This window comes from Paraliobacillus ryukyuensis (assembly GCF_003315295.1).
Taxonomy (GTDB): Bacteria; Bacillota; Bacilli; order Bacillales; family Amphibacillaceae; genus Paraliobacillus; species Paraliobacillus ryukyuensis.
Genome location: NZ_QNRI01000007.1, coordinates 90,396 through 111,513, shown reverse-complemented (window position 1 = coordinate 111,513; position 21,118 = coordinate 90,396). Strand labels below are relative to the sequence as shown.

General features: G+C 36.6%; 17 protein-coding genes and 1 pseudogene. 14 read left to right on the top strand and 4 right to left on the bottom strand.

The genetic code is table 11. The features are described from left to right. Positions 1-26: 26 nt before the first annotated feature. The 10 genes and pseudogenes from fdrA to DES48_RS10915 all read left to right on the top strand — a co-directional run. Positions 27-1,748, top strand: a pseudogene (gene fdrA / locus DES48_RS16205) (acyl-CoA synthetase FdrA); the annotation flags it as partial. Positions 1,749-1,760: 12 nt separating this feature from the next. After that, the gene (locus DES48_RS16200; protein WP_245911410.1) at positions 1,761-3,026 is read left to right on the top strand and encodes a YlbE family protein; all 1,266 of its coding nucleotides are present in this window, start codon (positions 1,761-1,763) and stop codon (positions 3,024-3,026) included. Beyond that, on the top strand, positions 3,026-3,865 hold the full coding sequence (locus DES48_RS10950) for an oxamate carbamoyltransferase subunit AllH family protein (protein WP_113869172.1): 840 nt from the start codon (positions 3,026-3,028) through the stop codon (positions 3,863-3,865). Before DES48_RS16200 ends, DES48_RS10950 begins: the two co-directional genes overlap by 1 nt. Before the next feature lie 12 nt (positions 3,866-3,877). Continuing rightward, the gene (locus DES48_RS10945) at positions 3,878-5,164 is read left to right on the top strand and encodes an MFS transporter (RefSeq protein ID WP_245911402.1); all 1,287 of its coding nucleotides are present in this window, start codon (positions 3,878-3,880) and stop codon (positions 5,162-5,164) included. Positions 5,165-5,189: 25 nt separating this feature from the next. Then, complete coding sequence (gene arcC / locus DES48_RS10940; protein WP_113869170.1) at positions 5,190-6,155, top strand: carbamate kinase; 966 nt, start codon at positions 5,190-5,192, stop codon at positions 6,153-6,155. 118 nt (positions 6,156-6,273) lie between these two features. Next, the gene (locus DES48_RS10935) at positions 6,274-7,497 is read left to right on the top strand and encodes a dicarboxylate/amino acid:cation symporter (protein ID WP_079708921.1); all 1,224 of its coding nucleotides are present in this window, start codon (positions 6,274-6,276) and stop codon (positions 7,495-7,497) included. Positions 7,498-7,897: 400 nt separating this feature from the next. After that, positions 7,898-8,119, top strand: a complete 222-nt coding sequence (locus DES48_RS10930; protein WP_113869168.1) for a heavy-metal-associated domain-containing protein — start codon at positions 7,898-7,900, stop codon at positions 8,117-8,119. A gap of 182 nt (positions 8,120-8,301) precedes the next feature. Continuing rightward, positions 8,302-10,167 carry a heavy metal translocating P-type ATPase gene (locus tag DES48_RS10925; protein WP_113869166.1) on the top strand — a complete coding sequence of 622 codons (1,866 nt, stop codon included), beginning with the start codon at positions 8,302-8,304 and terminating at the stop codon, positions 10,165-10,167. Between the two features lie 98 nt (positions 10,168-10,265). Further along, the gene (locus DES48_RS10920) at positions 10,266-10,964 is read left to right on the top strand and encodes a Crp/Fnr family transcriptional regulator (RefSeq protein ID WP_113869164.1); all 699 of its coding nucleotides are present in this window, start codon (positions 10,266-10,268) and stop codon (positions 10,962-10,964) included. A gap of 146 nt (positions 10,965-11,110) precedes the next feature. Beyond that, entirely contained in the window at positions 11,111-11,956 is an 846-nt protein-coding gene (locus DES48_RS10915) for a nucleotidyltransferase (protein ID WP_113869162.1), read from the top strand. Between the two features lie 625 nt (positions 11,957-12,581). Here DES48_RS10915 and DES48_RS10910 read toward each other — a convergent pair. Next, entirely contained in the window at positions 12,582-14,057 is a 1,476-nt protein-coding gene (locus tag DES48_RS10910) for a methyl-accepting chemotaxis protein (RefSeq protein ID WP_113869160.1), read from the bottom strand. 23 nt (positions 14,058-14,080) lie between these two features. Next, complete coding sequence (locus DES48_RS10905; RefSeq protein ID WP_245911396.1) at positions 14,081-14,848, bottom strand: SDR family NAD(P)-dependent oxidoreductase; 768 nt, start codon at positions 14,846-14,848, stop codon at positions 14,081-14,083. Positions 14,849-15,371: 523 nt separating this feature from the next. On the opposite strand from DES48_RS10905, the gene DES48_RS10900 reads away from it, so the two are divergent. After that, entirely contained in the window at positions 15,372-16,001 is a 630-nt protein-coding gene (locus DES48_RS10900) for a hypothetical protein (RefSeq protein WP_113869156.1), read from the top strand. A 70-nt stretch (positions 16,002-16,071) separates the two neighbouring features. On the opposite strand, the gene DES48_RS10895 is transcribed toward DES48_RS10900, so the two are convergent. Continuing rightward, positions 16,072-16,479 carry a hypothetical protein gene (locus DES48_RS10895; RefSeq protein WP_113869154.1) on the bottom strand — a complete coding sequence of 136 codons (408 nt, stop codon included), beginning with the start codon at positions 16,477-16,479 and terminating at the stop codon, positions 16,072-16,074. 152 nt (positions 16,480-16,631) lie between these two features. Between DES48_RS10895 and DES48_RS10890 the strand changes: the two genes are divergently transcribed. Next, a complete protein-coding gene (locus DES48_RS10890; RefSeq protein WP_113869152.1) occupies positions 16,632-16,859 on the top strand; it encodes a DUF2316 family protein in 228 nt (75 codons plus the stop codon). 377 nt (positions 16,860-17,236) lie between these two features. Beyond that, positions 17,237-17,926, top strand: a complete 690-nt coding sequence (locus DES48_RS10885) for a copper homeostasis protein CutC (RefSeq protein WP_113869150.1) — start codon at positions 17,237-17,239, stop codon at positions 17,924-17,926. A gap of 133 nt (positions 17,927-18,059) precedes the next feature. On the opposite strand, the gene DES48_RS10880 is transcribed toward DES48_RS10885, so the two are convergent. Continuing rightward, a complete protein-coding gene (locus tag DES48_RS10880; protein WP_079708938.1) occupies positions 18,060-18,932 on the bottom strand; it encodes a TetR/AcrR family transcriptional regulator in 873 nt (290 codons plus the stop codon). 155 nt (positions 18,933-19,087) lie between these two features. On the opposite strand from DES48_RS10880, the gene DES48_RS10875 reads away from it, so the two are divergent. Continuing rightward, positions 19,088-20,593 carry a DHA2 family efflux MFS transporter permease subunit gene (locus DES48_RS10875; protein WP_113869148.1) on the top strand — a complete coding sequence of 502 codons (1,506 nt, stop codon included), beginning with the start codon at positions 19,088-19,090 and terminating at the stop codon, positions 20,591-20,593. The last annotated feature ends 525 nt before the right edge of the window (positions 20,594-21,118 follow it).

The following is a 21,118-nucleotide window of genomic DNA, read 5'->3' as shown; positions in this document are numbered from 1 at the left end:
ATTAACGCAAACAAGGAGGTTTGAAAATGTTAAAAACAGTGATTAAGAAAAATAGCTATCAGGATTCCATTAACTTAATGCTACTAACCAATGCCATCAATGGCATGGAAGGTGTGAAAAAATGTTCGATTATGATGGGAACGGATGCGAATAAAGACATTTTTAAAAATAGTGGTCTATTAACAGAGGAAGCAAATGATGCATCGCCAAGTGATATGGTAATCGTGATTGATGCTGTGAATGAGGATGTATTTGAAAACGCTTTAAAAGAGTCAGAAAGATTCTTAAATGACTTAGCAGTTAAAAGTGAAAAAAGCAGTTTTGAAACGGTAAATAGTTTTAAATCGGCACAGGATAAATTACCAGATGCAAATCTTGCATTATTATCCATTCCGGGTGAATACGGCGTCGATGAAATTGAAAATGCACTTGATCAAGGATTAAATGTGTTTTCCTTTACCGATAATATTCCACTAGCAGAAGAGGCCCGTCTCAAACGAAAAGCGCATGAACAAGGACTTCTCCTTATGGGAGCTGATTGTGGGACAGGAATTATATCCAGTACGCCACTTGCTTTTACAAATGCCGTTAAACCAGGAAATATCGGTATTGTTGGAGCGTCTGGTACAGGTATTCAAGAAGTAACGACTATCATTGACCGTCTTGGTGGTGGTGTGGTTCATGCAATTGGAACAGGTGGACGTGATCTTAGTGAAGAGGTAGGAGCGATCACTGCTAAAGATGCTCTAATTGGATTGGAACATCATGATCCAACCGATGTGATTGTCTTTATTTCGAAGCCACCAGAAAAGAACGTACGTGATGAAATTGTTGAATTGTTGCATAGCTTATCAAAACCAGCTGTTGCGATTTTCTTAGGAGAGAAACCAGATCACCACGAGGGTGATGTGTACTTAGCCCATACGTTAGAAGAAACGGCAAAAATCGCAGTTGATCTAGCGGAAGGGGAGTCTGTACAGCGTAATTATTCTAAACCGCTTGCGAATGATGTAGATACAGAATTATCGAAAGAAAAGACAGTGAAAGGCTTATATTCTGGCGGAACTTTAGCGGCTGAAGCAGGTATGTTGATTTCTGATGCGTTAGATTTAGGTGGACTCATCAAAAAAGAAGGCTACATCTTGAAGGCTAACGGTTATGAAGTGATGGACTTGGGTGATGACATTTATACACAAGGAAAACCCCACCCAATGATTGACCCAGAAGTTCGCACAGAGAAAATTAAAGCGTATGCGGAAGACAAAGAAACAGGGGTTATTTTACTTGATTGTGTGCTTGGATATGGTGCTCATCCTGATATGGCAGAAGCGTTGGCCCCTGCGATTGTTGAGGCGAAACAAACTGCTGAAAAAGATGGAAGAACCTTGCACTTTGTTGCTACTGTTTGTGGAACAGAACAAGACCCACAAGGATATGAAAAGTCAATTCGCACCTTAAAACAAGCTGGTGTATTAGTGGAAGACAGTAACGAAAAAGCTGTTCGTCTTGCGCTAAAACTAAAAGGTATTGATTATCAAACCAATGCGAAAGAACAAACAGATGTAAACGTTGAAAAAGTTACCTTACCAACGTTAAGCGACAATATAGAAGACTTATTTAATACAAAACCACGTGTGATAAACATCGGCTTAAAGAGTTTTACGGAGTCCATTATTGAGCACGGTGGAACGACCGTGCAATACAACTGGAAACCAGCAGCAGGTGGTAATAAAAAGCTCATCAAAGTGTTAAATGCGCTAATGAAGCTAGACGATGTGGAACAAGGAAATCGAGATGTTGTGGAACAAATGAAAAATACGCAGCCATTCCTTGTAGATGTTGTTCCAGCAAAAGATGTGATCGAAGTACTCAACGATCGTGTCATCCTACATGCGGGACCACCAATTGAATTTAAAGATATGACTGGTCCAATGCGCGGTTCTTGTATCGGTGCCGTATTGTTTGAAGGTTGGGCAGAAGATGAAGATAGCGCGCTTGAACTTCTTGAGAATGGAGGCGTGTCGTTCGAACCTTGTCATCATCACCATGCGGTTGGTCCAATGGGTGGTATTACCTCAGGTAATATGCCAGTGCTTGTGGTTGAGAATAAATTAGATGGTACAAGAGCTTACTGTACGCTAAATGAAGGAATTGGCAAAGTACTTCGATTTGGCGCTTATTCACAAGAAGTAGTTGATCGTTTGCAATGGATGAAAGATGTATTAGGCCCTGTACTTTCACAAGCATTAAAACACAAAAAAGGTGGATTAAACTTAAGTGTTATGATAGCGAAAGCTATTACGATGGGGGATGAATTCCACCAAAGAAATATCGCAGCATCTCTTAATTTCTTGAAAGAAATTACGCCGCTTATTGTGAAACTAGATATCAATGAAGAGGATAAATATAGTGTGATCAGCTTTTTAGCGGATACCGATCAATTCTTCTTAAATATTATGATGGCAGCAGGAAAAGCAACTGTTGACACGGCACGTAAGATCCAGAAAGGAACCGTAGTTACTACCATGGCAAGAAATGGCCGTAATTTCGGTGTGCGAATTAGTGGAATGGGAGATGAATGGTTTACCGCACCAGTTAATACACCAAATGGTTTATATTTCACTGGTTATTCTGAATCAGATGCTAACCCTGATATCGGCGACAGTGCGATTACAGAAACCATCGGTGTAGGTGGTATGGCAATGATTGCTGCGCCTGGTGTAACTCGTTTTGTTGGTGCAGGTGGATTTACCGATGCACTAGACGTTTCAGAAGAAATGAATGAGATTTGCCTTGCGAATAATTCCAATTGGAGTATTCCTACGTGGGACTTTAAAGGCGCTTGCTTAGGGATAGATGCTCAAAAAGTTGTGCAATCAGGTATTACACCGATTATCAATACAGGTATTGCGCACAAAGAGCCTGGTATCGGTCAAGTAGGGGCAGGAACCGTACGTGCGCCACTAGCTTGTTTTGAAAAAGCACTACTTGCCTACGCTGACAAACTAGGCATTGCTGTTGATTAATGGTGTATGACATAAAAGGTGGAGCAATAAGTAGTTTATTGCTCCCTCTTGTAAACAAAATTGAAACAGGCCGAATCCACAGCATATTTACGCGTGGAATCAATATTCAATTTGATGATTCTCATCTCTTTTTAAGTGAAACACAGCAACCATTGTCGGCATTCGGTATTAACATTTCCAAGGAACGACTAGACCACGTAATAAAATCTGTACGTGTCGGTGATTTAGTTGTCAAGAAACAACATGCCTTGGTACTTTACAGCGAATGCGATGTCATTGCCATTCATTATACAGGTTTAACAGGAATAGATTTATCTTTTCCGACGATTTCTTGTCAGAAAGAGACTATCTCTCAAACTTTGCTGTATCGCTATTTACAAGAGAAAAAACTAGAGAAACAAATAGGTTTAAAGATGGATGATGAGTTGCTAGAAAAGCTCGATCAATTAAGTTACATGCCCAAGCTAGACAAGACATCAAAACTTGCTATTATAGACTATTTTTTAGGGCGGGGTCTTGGGTTAACACCAAGTGGCGATGACTTATTAATGGGTTTTACAATGGCTGTAATCTCCTTTCATTTAAATCAAGAGTGGCTTGATAGTTTAGCTTATAAAGTAGCAGAAAACAAAACAACATATATTAGCACGGCGTACTTCCATTCACTGCTGCATGATCATCTTAGTGAAAACTTTGTTGATTTAGTTAAATTGTTAGATGCAGATAACACGCAAGAAATAGAAGTTGTCATTGATGAAATTCAACAATATGGACATACATCAGGAAATGACACATTATACGGCTTTTGGTTAGGACTAAACATGGTATCTAAAAGTTGAGGAGGGTTACTAATGGAAGCAAATAAAAAAATGAACTTGGTGGATAAATATAAGGCAGTACCAGTATCTGAACGTTACTGGTGGAAAGTAGTTGCTTTAGGTTTCTTTGGCTGGATTTTAATGTATGCCGATCGTACAATTTTAAATCCAGTTATGGGGAATATCGGTGTCGAATTTGGTTTAAGTAATGCGCAATTAGGACTGGTTAATAGTGTTTTCTTCTTAGCATACGCTGCAACGCAAATTCCATTCGGTATCTTAGCGGACAAGGTAGGAAGAAAGCTGGTTATTGCATTCGGTTTTGTCCTTTTTGGGGTAACCACATATTTAAGCGGGATTGCTTCTGCCTTTATTGTCTTCATGCTCTATCGTATTTTAACGGGTGTTGGAGAAGGGGCTTTTTATGGTCCCAGTTATGCGATATCAACAGAAGCGATTCCTACGAAAAAATTAACATTAGGAACAGCTATTATTAACAGCGGAATGGCTTTTGGTACGTCCCTAGGTTATATACTATCAAGTAAGCTTGTACTTGAAAACGGTCAACACTGGAGTCAGCCATTCTATATTATGGCAGTACCGACTGTTATTCTCGGTATCTTGTACTACACCCTATTAAAAGAAAAAGTTGTTCGTCCTGAAGATCAAGGAAAAGAACAGGTCAATAATTCAACGGATACAAAAGAAACGAAAAATGAAAAAGTTAGTCTGAAGTCAATTTTTAAAAATAAAAACTTGGTCGTTACCTTTATTCTAGTATTTTGTTCGATTTACGCTAATTTCGTGATTCTAACATGGCTACCTCGATTCTTAGAAGTGGAACGTGGCTTTGCTGGAACAAGTGTTGGTTTTATTTCGTCCTTAGTTCCTTGGGCATCAATCCCAGGAGCACTGATCTTAGCACGTTTATCTGATAAGTATAAGACAACGAAAAAATTTATTTATTTCCTTGTACCACTAGCAATTATTACGACATTTGGTATTGCGTTTGTAACAGATCGCACCTTGCTTATTGTAGCACTGATTATTTATGGATTAACTGGGAAGTTAGCTCTTGATCCAATTCTGGTAGCGTTTGTTACGAAGAATTCACCGAAAAATTCATTATCGACAACGTTAAGTGTATTTAACTTTATTGGGATGTCAGGCGCTATTCTAGCACCTTATATCACAGGTTGGATTGCTGATGTAACAGGTTCCATGCAAGTAGGTTTTTACCTTGCAGCGATTTTATTACTCATAGGTATGTTCGTCTTCATATTCATAGCAAAAGATAATAAACAAATAGAAGCATCTTAGATTAAGAGAGAAAGAGGGAGAAGATATGTTAGAGAATAAAAAAATCATTGTTGCTTTGGGAGGAAATGCGATTCTTTCGGATGACCCAACGGCACAAGCACAAATAGAAGCGATTCGTAATACATGTGAAAAGCTAGTACAGTTGGTTGGACATAATAATCAATTAATTATCTCACATGGAAATGGTCCACAAGTAGGAAATTTATTATTACAACAGCAATTAGCTGATAGTGAAAAGAACCCAGCATTACCACTTGATACTTGTGTTGCGATGACAGAAGGAAGTATCGGGTATTGGATGCAAAACGAAATGAGTAGTATTTTAAAGAAACAAGAAATAAATAAGTCGGTTGTTTCCTTAATTACTCGTGTGGAAGTAGATCAAAATGATCCAGCTTTTACGCATCCAACGAAGCCAATAGGTCCTTTCTTAACGGAAATTGAAGTGGCTGAAGCGAGCCAAGATGGTGCAAAATATATTGAAGATTCAGGTAGAGGATACCGTAAAGTTGTTCCTTCGCCAAAACCGGTCGGTATTGTTGAAGTTGACACGGTCAAACAACTAGTTGAAAATGATGTCATCACGATTTCTTGTGGAGGTGGTGGTATTCCAGTTATTAAGTCCGATAATGGCTATACTGGAATAGAAGCAGTAATTGATAAAGACTTTGCTTCCAAGAAATTAGCAGAACAAGTAGAAGCAGATCTGTTTATTATTTTAACTGCTGTGGATAACGTTTATATCAACTTTAATAAACCTAATCAAAAGAAACTAGAAGAAGTTTCGATTGATGAATTAAAGCAATATATCGAAGAGGGACAATTTGAGCCAGGAAGTATGTTACCGAAGATACAAGCGGCTGTTGAATTTGTTGAGTCTTCCAATAATGGAACAGCGATTATTACTTCATTAGACAACTTAGGTAACCTTCATGAAGGAGCAGGAACAGTTGTCAAAAAAAATGATTCATTAAAAGTTTCTAACAGTTAAAGTTTAATTGAATTCGGAGCTGTTTTATGTATAAATGAAGTAGACGGATGAATCTGTTAAGTGAAGCAGGTGCTTATCAGTAGCACCTGCTTATACTTCGCTAGTCGGGGGCTAACTTATGAAACTACTAAAATTAAGTATGACGACACAAATTATGATTGCAGTAATATTAGGGATTTTATTTGGGGTGCTCTTTGATGGTGAGTTGACAAGCATTAAACTCGTTGGTGATATTTTCCTTAGGCTAATTCAGATGTCAATCATTTTACTTGTCATGGGGCAAATTATTGAAGCTGTTGGTGGGCTTAATTCCAAAGAATTAGGAAGAAGAGGTTTAAAAACGATTAGCATCTTTTTTGGTTCCTCTCTCTTAGCTGCTTTATTTGGTCTCATGATGGGGTATTGGTTACAACCGGGTAGCGGAGGGCACTTAGATCAACTCACAGAAGGAGTAGAGATTGATCCCGATAGCATTGGTACAGCATCCGATGTTATATTGAATTTCTTTCCGAAGAACGTGCTTCAATCCATGGCAGAAGGGGACATTGCCCAAATTATTATTTTTTCTGTGTTGTTTGGAATCGCGATGAGTCTTGTTAGAGTTGATTCAGGTGGCGAGAAAGTACTTGGCTTTATAAAAGAATTTAATCAGATTATATTAAAATTAGTATTAATGATTATGAAACTAGCTCCGATTGGGATTTTTGCTTTGATTGCAGGAACAATTGGCGAGTTAGGTCTTCGCGTGATTACGCCATTGCTTAAGTATTTAGGTGTATATGGATTAGCCACTGTTATTTATCTGTTATTATTTACATTATTTATTTCTATTCGTTGTCAAATTAACCTTCCGAAACTGATTAGTGGTATGGTTCAAATGTCGGTCATTGCGCTTGCGACTACATCTTCGGCTATTACTTTGCCGACCGCGATGAAAGATGCAAAAGAAAAATTAGGTATTTCTGAAAAGGTATCTAAGTTTGTTCTCCCGCTTGGTATGACATTAAATAGTAATGGAGCAGCGATGCATATGGCAGTCACTGTCATAACCATTGCCCAGATATATGGTGCGGAATATACCATGGTTCAATATCTATTTATTGCGATGCTATCTACACTCGTCTCTCTTTCCAATGCCGTTGTCCCAGGTGCGGGTCTTGTGTCAATGACGATTATTATTCCACAAATGGGACTACCGCTTGAATCCATTGCGATATTTGCTGGTGTAGAATGGTTTGTTGGCATGTTACGCACAATTCTAAATGTTGACTCTGATGTATACACCGCCTTGCTTATTGCCAAAAGTGAAAATGAAATTGATTATTCCGTGTATAAAAGATAGTAAAGTTCCACCCGAACAATTTAAAGCATGATGGTATATGTTCAGTATTACATTAGAATTGCATTTTAGGGAGGAGTATCCATTTGTTTTTTCTCCTCGACTGATTGAAAACTTTTTTTGTGAAATGCACTATATTTCTTTCTGGAAGTAAGTGAAACGATGCCATAATTCCATAAAATGAAAAGAAGTAGTTGTTTCTGATGATTCAGAGATAACTACTTCATCTTTTTTGTGCTATTAATTTATTGTTTTAAAAGCAAAAAAACATGATCTCACCTATAAAAAGAGATTACTACAACAAAATGAAATAAAGAAAAAATGACATATCTTGATCCAAATCAATTTATCCAATCGTCACTAGCATTATGATAAGAGTATAACAAAAAGGGAGGAAAGCGATATGTCAAAAGCAGTATTTCAATTAGAGGCTTTAACTTGTCCATCATGTATTAAAAAAATTGAAACGACCCTTAATAATACAGTAGGTGTCGAATCTACGAAAGTATTATTTAATCTAAGTAAGGTAAAAATGCAATTTGATGAGACAACAATAAAAGCAAGCCAGTTGGAAGAAATAATAAGTAAATTAGGATATCCGGTGTTGTCAAAGAAAGTATCTTAATTTTTACGATAGAGATAGTCTTGACAGGCTGTCTCTATTTACTTAAAGAATTCGTAGGTTGAAAAAGTATAATTAGCATAGGATTTTAGTGAGATATGGACTTTTCCCCAAAAGGTAACAACTATATTTGTAGCAGTGACGGGGATTCCATTAATTTTTATAGCTACTAGGAGGAAATAAACATGATCGTTTATGTAAATAAGCATAAAAATCATATAACGGCAATTTCTGCTATCTTGATTGCGTTGGGCTATATTGCTAGTTTTCTAGGGAATGGTGAAGTCAAAACGATTGCATTGATTACAGCAACAATAATTGCCAGTTTGCCAATCGCAATAAAGGCATACCAAGCATTGCGAATGAAAGCTTTTAGCATTGAATTATTAGTAATAATTGCAGTCATCGGTGCGTTATTTATTGGTGAATATGTAGAATCAGCAGTAGTAACTTTTCTATTTTTAATGGGGGCATTTTTAGAGGCACGTACATTGGCAAAAACACGGTCATCATTAAAAGAGTTAATTGAAATGGCACCACAGGAAGCAACGGTTATTCAAGAGGGGAAACAGGTAACTGTTCCAATAGAAGATGTAGTTGAAGGCGATCGAGTGATTATTCGTTCTGGTGGTAAGATCCCAGTAGATGGTGAAGTTGTAACCGGTAATGCTACGTTAAATGAAGCGGCTATTACTGGTGAAAGCCGACCAGCATCCAAAAGTGCTGGGGAGAAGGTGTTTAGTGGAACAATTCTTGATAATGGTTATATTGAAATGGTGGCGGAGAAAGTTGGGGATGACACAACTTTCGCTAGAATGATAGAACTTGTTGAGGAAGCGCAAGAATCAAAATCAAAAACAGAGAAATTTTTAGATAGGTTTGCTACTGTATATACACCCGCAATTGTTATTTTATCGATTTTAGTTTTTGCAATTACAAGGAACCTTCATTTAGCGATCACCTTCCTAGTTGTTGCTTGCCCAGGTGCTTTAGTCATTGGTGCACCGGTCTCAACAGTAGCGGGTATTGGAAATGGTGCTAAAAATGGTGTGCTTATTAAAGGTGGCGAAATAATTGACCAGTTTTCAAAAGTGAACACGCTAGTATTTGATAAAACTGGTACTTTAACAAAAGGAAAGCCAGAAGTCACGGATTTCCGCACCTTTGGCAATTATGAGCAAAGGGAATTACTTCGGTTAGTGGCACAAGGAGAATTGATTTCGGAACACCCTCTTGGTCAAATAATTGTAAAAGAAGCAAAAACAAAAGGCATTGCTCTCAACCAAGACCATGTAGAAGGTGAAGTTATTAAAGGTAATGGGATTCGTGCCAAAGTAGAAAATCATTCATTGGTTATTGGTAACCGAAAATTAATGCAAACAGCAGGTATAACTATATCTACAACTGCTTCTAGTTATGCAGTTGAGCGTGAGGAGTTAGGAAGTACAGCTATTTTTGCTGCCATTGATGGCGATTTAGCAGGAATCATCTCTATTACTGATCAAATTCGAGAAGCTGCACCACAGGCAATAGCGGCATTGAGGGAAAATGGGATTGATCAGATTATTATGCTCACAGGTGATAATAAACGTACTGCAAAATTAGTTGCTACACAACTAGGAATTGATGAATATCATGCTGAGTTTTTACCAGAAAACAAGGTGGAGTTCATAACGGAGTTAAAAAGACAAGGGCGGGTTGTTGCAATGGCAGGTGACGGAATTAATGATGCTCCCGCAATTGCGACTGCTGATATTGGACTTGCAATGGGAGAAGGGGGGACAGATGTGTCGATGGAAACAGCTGATGTTGTTTTAATGGCTGATAAGTTACTGCAATTATCTCATGCCTATGCATTAGCAAAAGCCACCTCCCGTAACATGAAGCAAAACACCTATTTTGCAGTCGCTATCGTCTTTGTTTTGCTATTTGGTGTCTTAATGGGATCTGTTCAATTAGCATCAGGTATGTTTATTCATGAAGCAAGTGTACTACTCGTTATAGTGAATGCAATGCGCTTAGTCAGCTTTAAGAGTAAACAGAAAGGTTAGCTGATTTTTGTAGTAGTTATAGTTATGTTAAAATAAATGCAATATACAAAATTACTTGCGCGATTTTCTCGTGTAATTTCGAAATGAGGAATGTGAAAATGGCGGTAGAAGAAACGCATTGTCATGACCATGGTTCACATAAGACATGTGTTGCAGCTGTACCAATATTTAATCATTTAGAAGACAAACAATTAGATGAGATTATGCATACTGTTCAACCAATTTCTTATCAAAAGGGAGAACATATTTATTATGCTGGTGATAAATCAGATTCCTTGTATATTATTAACAGTGGGAAAGTTAGAATTTATCGGTTATCCGAGTCAGGAAAAGAACAATTAGTCCGGATCTTAAATCCTGGCGATTTTACTGGAGAACTTGCTCTATTTAAAGAGAAAACACATGATTCGTATGCAGAAGCCGTACAAAACACTGGAATATGTGTGATTAACCGATCGGCTTTACAATCATTCCTTATAACCTATCCAACCATTTCACTAAAGATCTTAAATGAACTGTCTAATCGTTTAGATCAATCAGAAAAGCAGACAACGCGTTTTACAACAGAAAAAGTAGAACGAAGGATTGCATTTTTCTTAGCAGATTGCCTAGATGAAAATGATTCATCAGGTGAATTTTATTTACCGATGACTAAAAAAGATGTAGCTTCCTATCTGGGTACTACACCAGAAACAGTTAGTCGTAAGTTAACAGACTTAGAAGAGCAAGGGCTAATTAAACAGAAACCACATAAGCGCATTCAGATTCTTGATGTGGACGGTTTACTGCTGGTATAAAAAATTTATTTTTCATTTTCAAGAAAGTTTGCTTTTTCGGACAGTAATGCCCTTGTTACAGGAAAAGGTAGTTCAAAATAACTTAACTTATTATTTTTCCGCTTCTTGAATAAATACCTGCTAAAAAGAAATGAGGATTCCAATAGATGATTGAAATTAAAGAAATAGGTACCTTGTGTGCGCTAGACGAAAAAGGATATATCATCAACCAGTCTGATTCAAAAAACATCAATAATAAATTTCAAGAAGTAATCCATTTAATAAAAGAAAGTTGCTTGTCGAATTTACCCAATGAAATTCACAGTATTTATTTAAGAGGTTCAGTACCTAGAGGGTTAGATATTGATAGTGTCTCTGATGTAGACGCAATAATTGTTACTTATTCTGATCCAGATGATATTGACTTAGATTGGGTAGAAGAAGCAGCGCAATTTATCGATCAACAATTTCATTTCATAAAAGGTGTTGAATTAGGAGTATGTTCACTTCATGAGGCTTCAGAGTCAAACTATGTCTCCATGATTCCGTTTATTTTAAAAACCTATGGAATTTGTGTTTATGGTAAAAATTTAATCAAAGAGCTTCCCAATTATAAACCTGACAGCGCGTTGGGGAATGAACACCTAATTCACCTTTCGTCTCTAATTGAGAACGCCAAGCAGGATTTAATAGGAAATGAAGATATTGAGGATATTAAAGATTGTTGTTCATGGATCATGAGAATTATGGTAAGGGCTGGGGGAGCGCTTGTTATTGTTCAAGAAAAGTCGTACACAAGAGATCTATACCCAGCTTATAAATTATTTTTAAAGCATTATCCAGAAAAAGAGGAAGAAATGAGAACTGCGCTTTGGTACGCAATCAATCCCTTATCAAACGCAGGAGAAATTTTGGATTTTATAAATGAATTTGGAAGTTGGATGGAGAAGGAAGCAGAAAATTGGCTTCAAGTATATAACCCAACAAAGGAAAGACATTTGCCATTTCAATAATGTTAAATTCACTGAACACCTTGAATTAAGGTGTTCTTTTTAATCTGAAAAATATGTTTGTCATATCAATGTATCTTGATTTCGTTAACTTGTTCCTATTTGTGCTTCGCTATATTGGTGCGAGGGGTGATTAGAAGCTATAAGCTAAGCTAAATAGCGAAATTAAAATGCTCTATACTAAATGTGCTGGTATCCCTTGATTTCTCAAAGCTTCCCCAAGAGTTTTGAGCGATTGAAAAAGAAGATACTGGGGCGTCAAGAGATAAGAAGCGTCTTATTATAAAAGTACCTTAGCAGAGGAAATATGCGAGACTCCTGCGGGAACAGCAAATGTTTTCGATGGGACGAGTAATCGCAGTCCCACGAGCCGAAGATCCACTTGGTTAAGCGGCTAGAAGTTAGACGAAAACCGTCACGTCCTGTGTGCCCGAGGAAAGCGAGTATATTTCCCCTGCGGTTCAGGTACAAGTAGGATGAATAATGTAAGTGTAATAAAAGAGATGATGGAGTGAAAATGACACCACCACATTTGACAGAGAACCAATTAAAATTGGCTGGCAGGTGTGCGGTGATGAGAGCGCTTCGTGCCAGCCAATTATTTTATTCGTTAAACAGTAATTACGGTTTAAGTAGATTTAATAATTCGTTTTGCATTTTCAGCCGTTTGGTTCATTACATCTGCAATTTTTTTACTGTCAGTTGTCAGTGTTTCAACTGTCGCATTCATTTCTTCTAAGCTTGCACTTGCTTCTTCAATAATTGCAGCTAATTCAGAGGTAGATTTATCTACTTCCAACGTATTAGAAACAACATCATCTGTAAATTGCCGTGCTTTCGCGAAGTTTTTTGTAATTACGGTGAACATATGGGTTAATTGTTCAAAATAATTCGCCACGTCTTCAGAAGAAACAAGCATGGTATTTACTTTTTCCTCGCTAGTCTTCATTTTCTGTAACGTTGAGGTGTTCTCGACGCTTACTTGGTTAAGGTTAGCTGTGATATTTTCTGCTGTACTATTTGTGACTTCAGCTAATTTTCGAATTTCTTCTGCAACTACAGAAAAACCTTTTCCTGCCTCCCCAGCTCTGGCCGCTTCAATAGAAGCATTTAATGCTAATAGATTGGTCTGCTCTGAGATTTGTTTAATGCTATCAGAGAAAGAATTCGTTTCTTCTATTTTTACACTTAATTCATAAAAGCTTTGATTCAAATCATTAATAAATGTATGAATATCTTTTACATCTTTATTAAATAAGGAAACTTTTTGTTCACCATCAGAAGTAATTTCTTTCGTTTTCTCAGCTTCAGTGGACAGGTCTTTCATAAAGTTACGCAATTTCTCCATAATTTCGTGTGACACATTAGCACTATGAGAGATACTTGAAATCTGTTCGCTCTGTTGATTACTGCCAGATGAGACCTCATTGATAGCAACTCTCATCTCGCTTTGAGATGCTAAATTATTTTGAATGCGCTCACTTGTGTCCGTGACATCATGCAGGATATTTTGTACATTCTCTTCTAATTGCTCGCGTTGACGCACTTGCTCATTGGCATTTTCTTCAGCTTGTAACATCAGATTATTAATATTTTTACTCATTTTTTCATTTAGATTAATAAGTACTGCAAGTATTACTCCTGATAATATATAAACTAAGAAAATGGTAGCTGCATTAGGTTGAATGGATTCTAATTCTTTTGTTCCTAGGGTAACAGCTAAAATCAAGGTAATAAACCCTAAAACATAGCCGATAGAGAAGATAAACCGGTTAAATTGTATAACGGCAAATATAGCTAAAAGGAATGTGATAATGACAACTGTCCATCCTCCCCCAGCAATAAAAATTCCTGCTATTGTGAATAAGTTAACTAATATTACAGCAGTATAAGCGAAGAAAGTCGGCTTTTTCAGGGATTTCTCACCGATAAAATAACAAGCGGAATACACCACAAGTTCTACACTAAATAAAGCAATTGTCGATACCTCTTTTGTGACGATAGATTTCATTAATGCTGCAATAATAGATAAAGAAAAAACAATATACATTAATAGATTTTTCTTCTTATAATCCTTTTCAATCATCTCTTCAATTGTTGGCATGGTATTTTCCCCTTAATTCATTTTTATTGTCTAATGTCAGATTTAAAGCTTGCAAAACCATCATCTGCCATCACAACTGAGCCGTTCATGATGCGTGCCTCATCTGTAGCCAAGAAAGCAACGACTTCCGCAACCTCTTCAGGCTCAATTAATTGTTTTGTTAACTGTTGTTCTTTCATATAATCAAGCAAACCAGCTTGTCTGTACCCTTCCACGATCTGTGTGTTTACTGCTGCTGGTCCTATACCGACAACTCGAATCCCTTCTGGTGCAAGCTCTAAAGCGCCATGTTTGGTTAACATGACAACAGCCCCCTTTGCTGCTTGATAGCCAGTTATTCCTAATGAGCCAACAAAGCCAAACACAGATGCATTGTTGATAATAACTCCTTTTACACCTAATTCTTTCATTTTACGCGCGGAAGCTAACATGCCATAATACACACCATGTTGGTTGACATCAACTACTTTATGATAATCTTCAGGTGAATGCATTAAGAATGGTTTATTTACACCAATACCAGCATTATTAAACATAATATCGATTGTTCCATATGTATCAACTGCAAATTCCACTAATTTTTCCACTTCATTAAAATTTGTGACATCTGTTTTCATGAAGATGGCATTTCCCCCAGCTTCGACAATTTCACTTACTAAGGCTTGACCACGGTCTTCGTTAATATCAGCAATCACGACGCTTGCACCTTCTTTAGAGAATTTTAGTGCTGTGGCCTTGCCAATTCCATCTGATCCACCAGTAATGACTGCAATCTTGTTTTGTAATTTCAATCCCAATCCCCCCATATTTTAATTGTTCACTTTCTATTATCGGTAGAAGGAAAAAAATGTTTATAGATTACCAAAAAAATAATAATAGGAAATTGAATATAATGATAGAGTAGGGTTAGCTATCTTTCATCTATTAGAAGCAAAAAAGGAGCGAGTAAGAAGGAAGCTTTAAATTAAGTAATCACATGAGACACCTGCTTTAGTGAATAATGAGGAAATAAATTATTACAAATTTTAAGGAAAGATAATGTACATCACTCCTTATGAATTGTAATTACTTCGATTTAGATTAAATGAACTAGTGTGTTACTAGTCAAGGAATACGATTTATAAGTAACGTAAGTTTTTTTGCTAGAGATAATAGATGAGTTTGGAGGATAAATTTTTTGATAAAAAGAGGGGCGAGCGTTTTCAGAAAAAAGTTCACTTATGTTTCAAAGAAGACGATTATATGATAATGTTTTAATAATTAATCATGTGAATTGTCTAAGAATGGGGAATAACGAAGGAGAAAAATGAAAAAATGAAGCATATACAGAGACCACGATATAGAAGTGTTATTTCACTATTATTACTTATGATACTACTTGCGGGTTGTACAAACGAAGGGGATACAGAATCTCCACAAGCTAATGCTGAGATGAATAATACCTCAGAAAATAAAATAGAAACAAATAACACAACCCCCGATGATTCTAACGATCAATCACAAGTGAATAATGACGTCAGCAGTACTCCATCAACGAGTGAACAACGTAAAGAAAGCCAGGCAAATGAGACAGAAAGTTCAGCAAAGCAGGTAGAAAAGAAAAACGCTGAAGAAGTCGCTAAGCAAGATATGAACAGTAACGAAGAAATGACAAAAGAGAGAAACACAGAAAGTAGTCCACAGAATGCTAAGATTCGCAAAGACACCAAGGAATCGGACAAAGAAAAAGCAATTTCTCTAGTCCAAGATTATTTGCGTGACAAAGGGCAATTAATAGAAGATGACGATCATTTTGTTCAATATGATGGGGAAATAAACGGTTACATCATTGTCAGATATGCTACATTAGTATCAGGCCATTCTTCTACAAACGGTCGCTATGCAGTAAACCTTACTAATGAAAAAGTTGTGGACATGGATGCCAATGCAGAAGTTTTGAATTAATCAACAACAAAAGATTAATGAAGAGATACAAACCTTAGTGGATTTTTTATCTCTTTTTCATTAGTTATATTTATTTAATGTTTTGCGACTGGACTAATTTTCTGACCATCTTCTGTCCATTGATAAACAAAGCTAAAAAGCTGGTTGTAGTTAATATTAATGCAAACATATCAGCTCTTTGCCATTCCGTTAATGGTGTTAAATCAACAATCATACTTATACCTAAAATACACATTAACAAAGATAGAGCAGTAAGACCAAGGCAGTAGCCTTCTTTACGATTTGCTAAGAAAACAAATAAAGTGATGATAATGGAAGAGATGCCAAATGTACCAAGCAATTGCCCATCAGTAATCGTGTTTGGATCATCTAATAGGATGATACCTGTCCACAAGTGAAAGAGGAAACCTAGACAAGCTATACCTGCTAGTATGTAATACGCCATATAAGGTATTATTTTTTTTGTTAGCTCTTTCATCCTATATCCTCTTCCTTAGACTTTTCTTCCATTTTATGTTGTTTTCATCAAATAAACAATAGGAAAATTCTTTTTGATAAAAACAAATGAATGAGTAGTAAGAAAAGGATATTTGGAAAAAATACATATAAGCTTACATAGGAGGTGATAAGATGGGACTAACTCCTGAAGAAAGAGCACATCTAGGTGCAGAATTGAGAAACAATTTTAAGTTGGCTGGTTTAACACCAGAAGTTGTTCAGGCAGATTTAGCTTTTAGTCATGAATTATTTGAGGAAACGATTAAGCTTGGGCCAACTTCTGATGAAAAAGCTGTTGCTCGATTGCGTGATTATTTAGAAGAAAAAGTAGAAGAACAAGGAAAGGATCCTTCTTCGTAATGTGTGAATCAACGTGGTTAGATACAGCTTTATTAGAAAAAGTATTGGTAAAACCATTGGAACGCTAACATTCCAATGGTTTTACTTTAACCAATAATCCTTTCCTTACAATCAAAGATATCTTCATAAACAAGTGAATTCATGCCAATGGTATAATAGTAAAGACTTATGGTAATACACCAAGCCATTATGATCCTTTTCAAATGGATCAAACGTTTTTACACTACATTAAATCGCAACCCAACGTTCGTACCCGATATTTTTTGTGAACAAAAGCAGAATTACGCATTAATTACCTTGGAAACGCACAATTATCGTATCATAATTAGTAATGTTTTATTTAAAAAAGTATTAGTAGAATAAGAGAGGGATTTATCATGAAGTTAGAAGTGATCGCCCAGCAAGCGGAAGAGGCAAAGCAAGCAGAGCAATTCGGAGCTGATCGGCTAGAGCTAGTTTCGGCAATTAATGAGGGTGGGCTAACCCCAAGCTATGGCACCATCAAACAGGTATTGCAAACAATTAATATACCGGTGCAAGTGATGATTCGACCACATAGCTACCACTTTCACTATCGTAGCGCTGATCTTGCTATTATCTATGAAGATATTAAAAATGTGATAAGCCTGGGTGGAAATCGGATTGTATTTGGGGCATTGACGGAAGACAACAAGATAGATAGAGCTACTCTGGAGACTGTACTCAAACTTCATTCAGATTTAGACATCACTTTTCATCGTGCTTTTGATGAGGTGACAGATTTAACAGAAGCTTACCATACTTTACGAAACTACAAACAAGTGAAACGTATTTTGACTGCTGGTGGTGCATCTGATTGTCTTACGGGTAAAGTGAAGCTAAAGCAATTGGTTTCTCTAGAAAAAGAAACAAACGGTCCAGTTATTATGCCTGGATCTGGTTTATCATCAACAAATATGCGTGAGATTCATCAAGCAGTAGGAGCTTCACATTATCACTTCGGCAAGTCGGTGAGAATGAAGCAATCTTATGCCGAATCATTTGATCCGATATCTTTCATTCGAATAAGAGAGAAAGTTGGAGAATGAAATACCTAGTTTAATAATATGTATATAATCCCTCATTGAATAAATACTTTGTGGACACCAAGTAAACTGGAAAGGATGGGAGTTAGAAAATGAATTTTTTTTACTTCCATCCTTTTATATGATAAAGGCATCATTATATGGTCTTCAAGTAACTCCAGATTGCATTAGTAAATTGACGCACGTGTGACTGAGCAGGTGTCTCTTCAAATAATTGTAGAAACGGTTTCAACAACTTCTGTAGAACAATTTTACGAACACGTTCTCGATTTAATTCACTTCGGATGACATCAAACATATCTTGTTGTTCTTCATTAAAAGGTTGATAGACTTCCAATTGTTTTGCCATTTCTATTAATTCTGGTTTGGTTGCAATATTTTTATGGACATTATTTTGTAGTAAACCAATAGCCGCATCACTTAAAAAGATGGTTTGGTTGCTATTCATTTCCTCCAAAATAACTTCTATATAGGATAATAACGTTTGGATTAATTGGTATAGAGAAAAATAACTATTGGTTAGATTTAAGGTAAAGAGCATGTATTGGAGCATTCCAAAATAAAGAATAGCCGCTTCTGTGGCATATTCTCTTATTTCTTCTCCTAGAACATCTACAAATCGATCGGATAGCCATTCCATTTCAATTACTCTATGTTGTAAAACAAGCTTCTTTAATTCTGCTTGATCCGAAGAAAGGATATTTTCATATAGTACGCGTAAATGTTGTTCTTCATTTAATTGCATGACAATGGTGATCTGTTCAATCAATACTTCACGATCTTGTGGGTCTTTCCCAATTTGAATCGCCACTCGCTGTTGATTAGCATCGTAGCGAATGTTTTCTAATATTTCGGCAATGCAATCATTTTTGGAGGAAAAATAGTTATAAAATGTACCTTTAGAAATGTCTGCTTTATCGATAATCTCTTGAATTGAAGTTTGTTGGAACCCCTTCTCAATAAACAATCTTAAAGCAATATCTGCTACTTTTCGCTTTCGTTGATTCATAGTATCCTCCTGTCTTTTACTACAGTAAGTATACGTTTTTTTAAGTGGAGAAACAATAATTTTATACTATTAGTATAAAATTATTGCAAAAATTAAACTATAGGTATAAAATATTCAAGTGTTAAAAAAAAGAATAAGATAAGAGGGAATCAATCATGAATACACAAGTGAATAAAACGCCTTATTTAATGATTAGTATTTTGTTTGTCGGTGCATTTGTCTCATTTCTAAATAATTCATTATTAAACGTTGCACTGCCATCCATTATGGTGGATTTAGGAATTAAAGATTATTCTACTGTTCAATGGCTGGCGACAGGATATATGCTTGTCAGCGGAATTTTAATACCTGCATCAGCATTTTTAATTACGCGTTTTTCTAACCGTAGTTTATTTATTACCGCAATGACGGTTTTTTCGTTAGGAACAGCATTAGCTGCTTTTGCACCTAATTTTGGATTTTTATTAACTGGACGTATGGTTCAAGCGATGGGATCTTCTGTTATGGGACCACTCTTAATGAACATCATGTTGGTTAGTTTTCCACGTGAAAAACGTGGCGCTGCCATGGGTGTTTTTGGTATGGTTATGATCGCTGCGCCAGCCATTGGTCCTACATTATCTGGATATATTGTTGAATACCATTCTTGGCGATTATTGTTTAAAATGATTTTGCCATTAGCGATTATTAGTCTATTGTTGGCTACTTGGAAATTCCAGAATGTAATGGAGCAAAACAAAAAAGCCACACTTGATTATCTATCATTAGTTTTATCAACATTCGGTTTCGGTGGAATTTTATATGGTGTAAGTAATGCAAGTTCTCATGGGTGGGATGATACCATCGTTATGACCACATTAATTGTTGGAGGAGTTGCTTTAGCACTATTTATCATTCGTCAACTAAAAATGGATGAACCTTTATTGGATTTGCGGGCTTATAAATATCCAATGTTTGCTCTTGCTTCTGTCATTATGATTGTAAATGCAGTTGCTATGTTCTCAGGTATGATATTAACACCTGCTTATGTCCAAGATGTTCGAGGTATTTCACCATTACAGTCTGGTTTAATGTTATTACCAGGTGCGATTATTATGGGAATCATGTCTCCTATTACAGGTAGACTATTTGATAAATTTGGTCCACGTATTTTAGGCGTTGTTGGTCTAACAGTTACTGGTGTGTCTACCTTTTTGTTAGCTCATGTACAAATCGATTCAACTTATACCTACATCGTATTGGTTTATTCTTTACGCATGTTCGGTATGGCGATGGTTATGATGCCGATTATGACCAACGGATTGAATCAATTACCAAATGCGCTAAACCCACATGGTACAGCGATTAATAATACTGCCCAACAAGTATCTGGATCCATCGGTACAGCAGTAATGGTAACGATTATGAATTCAGTAGCAACATCAGAAGGTGAGAAATTATTAAGTAGTGTCGATCCAACCACATTAACAGCAGCATCAACTGCTTCAATGACACAACAAGCACTTTTAAGCGGCATTCAATATTCCTTCTATGTAGCGCTAGGAATTAATATCGTTGCATTAGTTCTATCTTTATTTATGAAACGTGTAGATACAAGTGTGACACCTGTAGAAGAAGTGAAACAAGAGGAAAGCACTCCAGTAGAACCGGCTTTGTCATAACAATTTATATTTTTATAGTGTACTCGTTTATGGTTCTCTGTCAAATGTGGTGGTGTCATTTTCATTCCACCATCTCTTTTATTACACTTACATTATTAATCATACTTGTACCTGAACCGCAGGGGAAATATACTCGCTTTCCTCGGGCACACAGGACGTGGGTCAGTTAGACGTTGTCACAGGACGTGACGGTTTTCGTCTAACTTCTAGCCGCTTAACCAAGTGGATCTTCGGACGCGTGGGACTGCGATTACTCGTCCCATCGAAAACATTTGCTGTTCCCGCAGGAGTCTCGCATATTACCTCTGCTTTAGGGGAACAAAAGAGAGGGAATCGACTGTGTTTTTTTTGCTTCGATGGAACCTTTGATAAATCAAGGGATAACACCACATTTAGTATAGAGCCTCGTTTATTTGTCATTTTAATAAGGAAAATTATTACCACGGCACATTTTGCTAAAAAGCGAATGTGCCTTTTGCGTATAGTTAAACTTCCACGCCTGTTTCTCAAAGCTTTCAACAAAAA